Here is a 9,208-nt window from a genome sequence, read left to right as displayed (position 1 = left end):
GGGGCGAGGCGCCGCGGCACGTCAAGGCGCCGGGATCAGCCGCGCGATGCTGGCGCGCGGCAGCAGCAGCAGCGCCGAGCCGCGCGCCGACATGCCGCCGGCGATCGCGCGCGCATCGTCGCCCGCGCCCCAGAAGCTGTCGAAACGGTTGGCGCCCTTGATCGCGCCGCCGGTGTCCTGCGCAATCCACAGCCCAGCCGGTTCGGCGCGGTCGAGCGAAAGGAAGACGGGGGCGCCGAGCGGCACATATTTGGGGTCGGCGGCGACGCTAGCGCGGCCGGTGACGGGAACGCCGAGCGCGCCGAGTGGTCCGGGACCGGTCAGCTCGCGAAAGAAGACCCAGCTCGGATTTTCGTTCATCGCCGCGGCGCCGCGAACGGGATCGGCGCGCAGATAGTCGAGGATACCCTGCATCGACGCCTGCCCGCGCTGCAGCTCGCCGCGGTCGAGCAAGAGCTTGCCGATGCCGACATAGCCGCGGCCGTTCTGCGTGTCGTAGCCGATGCGCATGATCCCGCCGTCGGGCAGGCGAAGGCGGCCCGAGCCCTGCACCTGCAGAAAGAAGAATTCGGCGGCGTCGGCGGCATAGGCGATTTCGAGGCCGCGCCCGTCGAGCACCCCGCTCTCGATCGCCGCGCGGTCGTAATAGCGCGTGAAATTGCCGCCGTCGACGCGGCCGCGAATCTTGCGGCCCTTCAGATCGTCAGCGAACTGGCCGAGGTCGACTTCGATCAGGTCGGCGGGGCGGCGATAGATAGGAACGTCATAGCCGGCGCTTTTGGTACGCGAGGCGGCGATCTCGGGCTCGTAATAGCCGGTGACGAAGGCGGTGCCCGCGCCGACCTGTACCGTGCCGAAATAGCGGGTGAAGAAGGCCGACGCGTCGCTGTCTTTCCAGCTTTTCGCCGCGTTGCAGCTTTCGGTCCAGTCGGCGCCTTGGGTGAGGCCGCTGGTGTCGGTGCGGCGCTGGACCGACGGACAGCTGATGCGGAAGGCTGTCAGCGCCGCGGTCGCCTGTTCGGCGGTCACGCCGAGCGTCGAGAAATCGGGGCCCGCGACAACGCCGCTGGCGGCCGCGGTCGTCGCGTCGGCGGGGACTGCGGGCGCGGGAAGCGGCGCGAGCGGGGTTGCGGGGATCGGCTGCGCGGCGGCACCGGCTCCTTCGGAGGGGCGCGGTATATAAGGGCGCGGCGTGCCGGCCGGGCGCGATGGCGCGGGGGTGGTGGTTGCGGGGCGGCCACTATCCGTCGTGGGAATCACCGACGCGCAACCCGAAAGCAGCGGCAGGGCGGCGAGCAGCGCGAATCCGAAAGTCCGCGCGCGCGGCGCCCCCACCGCCCGGATCATGCGATCAGGCCGATTCGGCTTCGTCGAGCACCCAGTTGGGGTCGTTGCTGCCGATCTGGCGGCGGAAGGTCCACAAATCGTCGGTCTGCGACGCGTCGCTCATCGACCCGGCGATCAGCTTGCCATCGGCGTCGCGGGTGATCGCGCTGATATCGGCGCGGTAACGAACGGTGACGCGCGCTTCGCTGCGATTCAGTTCGACCGCGGTGATCCTGGCCGAATCGATGACCATCAGGCGGTTATCGAGCGTCTCGCCACGCGCTTCGCGCGCGGCAATCGCGTCGGCAAAGGCTTCGTAGCTGTCATCGTCGCACAGATCGCGCAGCGTGTCGCGGTCGCCCTTCCAATAGGCTTCGAGGATCATGCGATACGCGGCCTCGGCGCCTTCCATGAAGCGGCCCGCGTCGAAATGGCGGTCGGAGGCCAGCAACTGACGGAGCCCCGCCTCGGCGGCGGGTTCGTAGACGAGACCCGACGTGTCGGCCGGTGCGGGCGCGGGCGCCGGCGATCCGTCATTCTCGTCGAGCCGGACCGGCGCCGCGGCGGTGCGTTCGCGCGGCAGCACAGGCTCCTGCTCATGCCCCGTGCGCTTGCCGAGCACCGAGTAGAGCCGCATGCCGAGGAAGGCGGCAATCATGGCGAGCAGGACGATCGAAAAAGCGGTCACGGGCAAAAGTCCAATGCGGGCAATAGAAACATACTGGCTGATACATAGGCGATACGCGCCCCGGTTTCAAATGACCATGAAGGCTGCCGCGCGGCGGGTCAACGATTCACCCTTAACTGTAGTGCAGCACAGGGCGCCCATTGTGCTCGCCGCCGGGCGCTGCTAAGCGCCGCGGCAACCGTCCGCCGCGGTTCCGACACGGTCCGCGGATGCCGATATTGTTTCCATCTTTTCAGTGAAAGCTTCTTCATCATGGCTGACGAGACCAGCGCCGACATCAACAATCCCGCCCTGCAGCCCAATGGCGAGGACACGAGCCCGGCGATCGGCCTGATCTCGCAATATGTGAAGGATTTGTCGTTCGAAAATCCGAACGCCCCCGCGGTTTACCAGTGGCAGGACGCGCCGCAGGTCGACGTGCAGTTCAACATCGCCGCCGACAGCGTCGGCGACAATCTGTACGAAGTGTCGCTCAAGATCGACGTGACGTCGAAGACCGATCAGGGCACCAGCTTTGTGATCGACCTGAAGTATGCCGGCCTGTTCGGCGTGCGCAACGTCCCCGACGACCAGCTGCAGCCCTTCTTCCTCGCCGAAGCGCCGCGCATCCTGTTCCCCTTCGCGCGCCGCGTCGTTGCCGATGCCGTCCGCGACGGTGGCTTCCCGCCGCTGCTGCTCGAACCGATCGATTTCCACGGCCTGTTCATGCAGCAGGTTCAGCAGGTCGAAGCCGAGCAGGCGGGCGACGTCGCGCCGGTCGGCCAGGCTTAACCCCCTTTCGGGCGGGCTGACGGGTTGAGCAGCCTCATCAAAAATGTCGGGACGATCGGCGGGCTGACGATGCTCAGCCGGATCTTCGGTTTCGCCCGCGACATGCTGCTCGCCCGCGTGCTGGGCGCCGGCCTCGCCGCCGACGCCTTCCAGCTCGCCTTCACGCTGCCCAACACCTTTCGCCGCCTGTTCGCCGAGGGCGCCTTCTCGGTCGCCTTCGTCCCCACATACAGCCGCGCGCTGCATGGTGCCGACGCGGAGGGGGGCGGCGAGGCGGCGGCGGCGAAGTTCGCCGACGACGTGCTCTCGGTCTTCCTCTGGATATTGCTCGCCTTTTCGGCCGTGATGATGATCGCGATGCCGGGAATCGTCTGGCTGCTCGCACGCGATTTCCAGGAGGTGCCGGGCAAGTTCGAATTCGCGGTCTTCCTGAGCCGCGTCACCTTCCCCTATCTGGCGCTCGTCAGCCTCGTCGCGATGCTGTCGGGGCTGCTCAATGCCCGGTCGCGCTTCGCGCCGGGCGCCTTCGTGCCGGTGCTGCTCAATATCGTGCTGATCGGCGGCATCATCACCGGATGGTGGCTGCGCGGGCCGGGAGGCGACGACCGGATCGTCGCCGAAGCGCTGTGCGTCGCGGTGAGTATCGCCGGCGTCGTTCAGCTCGCCTATATGTGGTGGGCGGTGCGCCGCGCCGGGCTCAAGCTCCACTGGCACCTGCCCCGATTGACGCCCGAGGTCAAAAAGCTCGGCATGCTGATCCTGCCCGCGACCTTCGGCGCCGGCATTTATCAGATCAGCCAGTTCGTCGACACCTTCTTCGCGACCTCGCTGGCGCAGGGCTCGCTGACGCTGCTGAAGCTCGCCGACCGGCTCAACCAGCTGCCGCTCGGCATCGTCGGCATCGCGCTCGGCACCGCGATCCTGCCGATGCTGTCGCGTCATATCCACAGCGGCGACGCGGCCGAAGCGCAGCGATTGCAGGGCAATGCGTTCGAAATCGCGACGCTGCTGACGCTGCCCGCCGCCGCCGCGCTCGCGATCTGCGCCCCCGCCTTCGTCACCGCCTTTTTCGTCGGGGGCCGCTTTACCGATGCCGATGGCGCGATCATGGCGCAGATCGTCGCCGCGCTCGTCGCGGGGCTTCCCGCCTATGTCATCGTCAAGATCTTGAACCCGGGATTCTTCGCGCGCGAGGATATGCGCACCCCGGTGTGGACCGCGCTCGCGGCGCTGATCGTCAACATCGCGATCAACCTCTATGTCGTTCAGCGCTACGGGATCGTCGGGCTCGCGGGCGCGACCGCGGCCTCGGCGTCGCTCAACTGCCTGCTGCTCTACACCGTGCTCCACCGCCGCGGCTGGTTCCATTTCACCGCGAAGCTCGCGGGGCGCATCGCGCGCCAGTTGATCGCGGTCGCCGCGATGTCGGCGCTGCTGTGGTGGATGATGCCGCTGATGAAGCCCTATTATGGCGGCAATGTTTTCGAGCGTATCTGGTCGCTCGCCGCGCTCTGTGCAGCGGGCGGCGCGGTGTTTTTCGCCGTCGCCCTCCTCGTCGGCGCGCTTGACAAGGATCTGGTCGCCATGCTGACGCGGCGGCGCGCCAAACCGGCTGCGACAGAGGAGTAAGACATGCGGACGCTATCGGGCATCCAGCCCACCGGAAATTTGCATCTCGGCAATTATCTGGGCGCGATCCGCAACTGGGTGCGCATGCAGGACGAGATGCCGGGCGAGAAGCTTTATTTCCTCGCCGATCTGCACGCGATCACCGTCTATAACGACCCCGCCGAGCTGACCGCGAACACGCGCGAAATGGCGGCGGCGTTGCTGGCGGCGGGGATCGACCCCGCGAAATCGATCCTGTTCAACCAGGCGCGTGTTCCCGCGCATGCCGAGCTCGCCTGGCTGCTCTTCTGCACCGCGCGGATCGGCTGGCTGAACCGGATGACGCAGTTCAAGGAAAAATCGGGCAAGAACCGCGAGGGCGCGAGCGTCGGCCTGTTCGCCTATCCGGTGCTGCAGGCGGCCGACGTGCTGATCTATCAGACGACGCACGTCCCCGTCGGCGACGACCAGAAACAGCATCTCGAACTCGCGCGCGATATCGCGACCAAGTTCAACCTCGATACGGCGACCGAGACCTTCACCCTGCCCGAACCGACGATCCCGGCGGCCGCGGCGCGGATCATGAGCCTGCGCGACGGGTCGGCCAAAATGTCGAAGTCGGACCCGAGCGATGCGAGCCGCATCAACCTGGTCGACGATGCCGACACGATCATGGCGAAGATCCGCAAGGCGAAGACCGACGCCGAGCCGCTGCCATCCGAGGCGGCCGGCCTCGAAGGGCGCGCGGAGGCAAGGAATCTCGTGTCGATATATGCCGCCATGGCCGATGAAAGCGTCGATCAGGTGCTCGCGCGTTTCGCCGGGCAGGGTTTCGGCGCGTTCAAGCCCGCGCTCGGCGAGCTGCTCGTCGAAACGCTGCGCCCGATCGCGACACGGCTGAACGAGCTCAAGTCCGACCCGGAGGCGATCGACGCGGCGCTCGAGGCCGGTGCGGCGCGCGCATCGGCGCTTGCCAGGCCGACGCTCGACGCCGCTTATGCCGCACTGGGGCTGTGCCGCTGACACCGCGCTGTTTCGCGGGCGAAATTTCTTGTTTTTGTGCGGCACATCCCCATATCGGGACGTGGAACCGCCATGCGATGAAACGGGTTCAACCAAGGTTAAGTCGCACCGGCGTAGTCTATGGTACGAGAGCGCGCCTATATGCGCTTCCCGAATTACGGAGCCAAGACGATGAGCAAGATGAATCTTAGACGGCTGGGCCTGGCCGCGATGACCGGCGCGGCGCTGGCGCTCGCCGGCTGCGCGACGCCGTTCAAGGCCGATGTCGCGCGCTTCCAGACCCAGCTCCCCGCGCCGCAGGGCCAAAGCTTCGTCGTCGAGGCGAGCGACCCCGCGCTGCAGGGCGGGATCGAGTTCGGCCAATATGCGAACCTCGTCGCCGGCGAGCTGACGCGCTACGGCTATCGCCCCGCCGCGAATGGCGAACGCGCCGATCTGATCGTCCGCATGGATTATGGCGTCGACAAGGGGCGTGAGCGCGTCGTGTCGAGCCCTGGCTTCGGCGACCCCTGGTACGGCGGATACGGCGGCTATTATGGCCGCGGCTTCTATCGCCCGGTGATCGTCAGCGGCCGCGGCGGACGCCGCTATGTCTATGGCTATCGTGACCCGTTCCTGTGGGGCGGTTTCGGCCCGGGATGGGGGGGCTATAACGACGTCAGCAGCTACACCGTCTACACCAGCGGTCTGAACCTCCAGATCAACCGCGCCGCCGACGGCTCGCGCCTGTTCGAAGGCCATGCCGAGGCGCAGTCGCGCGACAATAATCTGCAGGCGATCGTCCCGAACCTCGTCGAGGCGATGTTCACCGGCTTCCCCGGCAATTCGGGCGAGCGGGTGCGGATCACCGTGGCGCCGCCCGAAAAGGGCTGAGCCGCACCACAGCCAAACGAAAGGCCCGCTCTCCGGAAGGAAGGCGGGCCTTTTTTTGTTTGGAGCAGGGTGCAATGTCGGCTGACGACCGGTAGCGGACACAAAGCCCCTCCCCTTCAGGGGAGGGGTTGGGGTGGGGGCCATTGACCTCGCGCAAGGCCGATGGCCCCCACCCGCTGCAACTAGGCGGCAAGCTACCAAGTTTCACTGCCCTCCCCTGAAGGGGAGGGCTTGAAGTTAGCCAAACGCCCGCTTCCCACCCTAAAGCGGAACTTCAGCAACGTGGATAACCCCAAGGATAACCCCGGTATAATCCTGTGGATCAGCTGTTGAGACTGCGCCGGATCGCGGCGATCTCGGCGTCGAGTTCGCTGTCGGCAACGCGTAGCGCCTCGACCGTGCGTACCGCGTGGATCACCGTCGAATGGTCGCGCCCGCCAAAGCGCCGCCCGATTTCGGGATAGGAGCGCGGGGTGAGTTCCTTCGCGAGGTACATCGCGACCTGACGCGGGCGGGCGACCGCGCGGACGCGGCGCTTCGACGACATTTCGGACTTGTCGAGCCGGTAGTGCGCGCAGACCGCGCGTTGAATCTCGTCGATCGTGATGCGCGGGCGCGCGGTGCGGACATTTTCGGCGAGCCGGTCTTCGGCGAGCGCGAGGTCGACCGTCGTGCCGGTCAGCGCGGCATAGGCGAGCAGCTTGTTGAGCGCGCCTTCGAGCTCGCGGATGTTGCGCGTGAAATGCTTGACCAGATAGGCGACGACATTGTCGGGCACGTCGACCATCGGCATCGCGGTCAGCCGCTGGCGGATGATGCGTTCGCGAAGATCATCCTCGGGCGCCTCGATATCGGCGACGAGCCCGCCCGACAGGCGCGACAGCAGCCGCGCCTCGACGCCGTCGAGCATCGCGGGCGGACGGTCGGCGGTGACGACGAGGCGCTTACCCGCGGTCATCAGGTCGTCGATCGTGTGGAGCAGCTCCTCCTGCGTCGAATTCTTGCCGATCACGAACTGAAGGTCGTCGAGCAGCAGCAGGTCGGCGGCGCGCAGCCGCGCCTTGAACGCCATCATGTCACCGCCGCGCATCGCGCCGACGAATTCGAGCATGAACTTTTCCGCCGACATCAGGATGATGTTCGCGGTCGGGTGCGCCGCGGCATAATCCTGCGCCATCGCCTGGAGGAGATGCGTCTTGCCCTGCCCGGTGCCCGAGCAAAGATAGAGCGGGTTGAACTGCGGCGCCTCGACCATCGCCATGCGGCGCGCGGCGTTGGCGGCGAGGATGTTGCTGCGCGCGACAACGAAGCGGTCGAACGACAGGCGCGGGTCGAAGCCGAGCAGCGCGGGATTGGCGGCGGGTGCCGGCAGCGGCGCGTCGAAGCTCGGCAGCGGCGAGGCCGCGAGCGCCGTGGCGCGATCATCCGCGACAGCGCCGCCGCGCACCGTGACGCCGCGCACCGCGGGTAGCTGCTGCCGCCAGGCGAGTTCGAGCCGGTCGCCGAATCGTTCGTTGATCCAGTTGGCGGAGAAGCGGCTGACGGTTTCGAGCGTCACCACGCCCGACAATGTGCAATAGTCGGCAAAACGTACGGGCTTCAGCCAATGGTCGAATGTACGCACGCCCAGGTCACGGCGCAGCCCTTCGGCGACGCGCGGCCAGAGCGTTGCAGCATCACCGCTCATTGCTCCGCCCTTTGCGTCATATCCATGCCGATTTCCGCCTTCTATCACGCCGTGCCGCCCCCTTGGTCCCCTGATCACCAGCGAATCGCAGCGGCCGCCCACACGCCGATTCGTCGCCTGCGCAGGGCGCAGGCATACTGTCCGGGGCAAACAGCCCGGGAAGATGCGAATCATGTCGATGTGGCGGCCACCGGCGAAGGCCGACGACGCACCCTGTCTAGTCAGGCCGCGCCGAGTCGATCAAGGTCTGGCCGTGTAAAAATACTGAAATAAAAATCTTGACTCACTAGGGGGGCCGGAATCGCGCCAGAACGGCATTTTATGACTATTTTTCAATATTTTAAATATGACATTCCGGTGACCAAACAACGAATCGCCGTAAATCCGTCACTTACCGCGCTGCAACACTATTGCCATCGCGTTGTCACAATATCCGACGCAAAAAAGGACCCGCGGGCATGAAGCCAGCGGGTCCTTTTTGTTCCCTTTCGGGACGAAGCGAATCAGGCGATCGCGTTCACGCTCTTGGTCAGGCGCGAGAACTTGCGCGCCACGGTGTTCTTGTGGAGCACGCCCTTGGCAACGCCGCGCGCCATTTCAGGCTGCGCCGCCTTCAGTGCGGTCGCGGCGGCGTCCTTGTCACCGGCGGCGACGGCGTTCTCGACCTTCTTCACCAGCGTGCGGATGCGCGAAACGCGATTCTTGTTCACGACGGTGCGCGCGGTGTTGCGGCGGATGCGCTTTTTTGCCTGCGGCGTATTGGCCATAAATTCCTCTAGTCTTTCAAACGGTCTACATGGTCGGAGCACAGCCTCGTACGGAGCAGCCGAATCGCGCGAGTTGCAGCGAATCAATGTCCGGATGCGGCCGGTTCCGGACGACCGGACCCTGCTCGAAGGGTGCGCGCATAGCCAGCATGCAGATGAAGGTCAATGGTTTTTGGCCGATCCATGCGGGAAATGCCTGATTTGGGATGGTGAGCGGACGTTTGCTATCCCAACTTCGTCATCCCGGACTTGATCCGGGATCCATAGCTGCGCCGTCGTCGTGGATCCCGGATCAAGTCCGGGAAGACGATGAGAAGAAGGTCCGCAATCGGTGGTGGGTTCAACGGATCGTCGCAACACTTCATTCTTTGAGGAGAAGGAGTGTGGGGATGAAGCAGCGTCAGCGGATTTATTACTCGGCGGCCCAGCGATCCGAGATCTGGGACCGATGGCAGCGCGGGGAGT

The 9,208-nt window shown here is 65.9% G+C and carries 8 protein-coding genes; 4 read left to right on the top strand and 4 right to left on the bottom strand.

What is annotated here, in order from left to right; all coding sequences use genetic code 11:
• Positions 1-21: 21 nt before the first annotated feature.
• Both VJ811_RS04950 and VJ811_RS04945 read right to left on the bottom strand, forming a co-directional pair.
• Complete coding sequence (locus VJ811_RS04950; protein ID WP_324071166.1) at positions 22-1,347, bottom strand: murein transglycosylase A; 1,326 nt, start codon at positions 1,345-1,347, stop codon at positions 22-24.
• Positions 1,348-1,351: 4 nt separating this feature from the next.
• Positions 1,352-2,014 (bottom strand): Tim44/TimA family putative adaptor protein, encoded by a 663-nt coding sequence (locus tag VJ811_RS04945; RefSeq protein WP_324071165.1) that lies wholly within the window; start codon positions 2,012-2,014, stop codon positions 1,352-1,354.
• A 252-nt stretch (positions 2,015-2,266) separates the two neighbouring features.
• Here VJ811_RS04945 and secB point away from each other — a divergent pair, with 252 nt between their 5' ends.
• The 4 genes from secB to VJ811_RS04925 all read left to right on the top strand — a co-directional run bounded on the left by secB (position 2,267) and on the right by VJ811_RS04925 (position 6,289).
• The gene (gene secB, locus VJ811_RS04940; protein WP_324071164.1) at positions 2,267-2,785 is read left to right on the top strand and encodes a protein-export chaperone SecB; all 519 of its coding nucleotides are present in this window, start codon (positions 2,267-2,269) and stop codon (positions 2,783-2,785) included.
• A 24-nt stretch (positions 2,786-2,809) separates the two neighbouring features.
• Complete coding sequence (gene murJ, locus VJ811_RS04935; RefSeq protein ID WP_324071163.1) at positions 2,810-4,414, top strand: murein biosynthesis integral membrane protein MurJ; 1,605 nt, start codon at positions 2,810-2,812, stop codon at positions 4,412-4,414.
• Positions 4,415-4,417: 3 nt separating this feature from the next.
• A complete protein-coding gene (gene trpS / locus VJ811_RS04930) occupies positions 4,418-5,416 on the top strand; it encodes a tryptophan--tRNA ligase (RefSeq protein ID WP_324071162.1) in 999 nt (332 codons plus the stop codon).
• Positions 5,417-5,587: 171 nt separating this feature from the next.
• Entirely contained in the window at positions 5,588-6,289 is a 702-nt protein-coding gene (locus VJ811_RS04925; protein ID WP_324071161.1) for a DUF4136 domain-containing protein, read from the top strand.
• Between the two features lie 322 nt (positions 6,290-6,611).
• Here the strand turns inward: VJ811_RS04925 and dnaA are convergent, their stop codons facing one another.
• Positions 6,612-7,976: a chromosomal replication initiator protein DnaA gene (gene dnaA, locus VJ811_RS04920; RefSeq protein ID WP_324071160.1), complete on the bottom strand. Its 1,365-nt coding sequence runs from the start codon at positions 7,974-7,976 to the stop codon at positions 6,612-6,614.
• Between the two features lie 503 nt (positions 7,977-8,479).
• The gene (rpsT, locus tag VJ811_RS04915; protein WP_037514171.1) at positions 8,480-8,743 is read right to left on the bottom strand and encodes a 30S ribosomal protein S20; all 264 of its coding nucleotides are present in this window, start codon (positions 8,741-8,743) and stop codon (positions 8,480-8,482) included.
• Positions 8,744-9,208 lie beyond the last annotated feature (465 nt).

It is taken from the genome of Sphingopyxis sp., from assembly GCF_035250425.1.
Lineage (GTDB): Bacteria > Pseudomonadota > Alphaproteobacteria > Sphingomonadales > Sphingomonadaceae > Sphingopyxis.
Note: the sequence above shows the minus strand (reverse complement) of the source record. Positions and strands in the feature narration are given on the sequence as shown.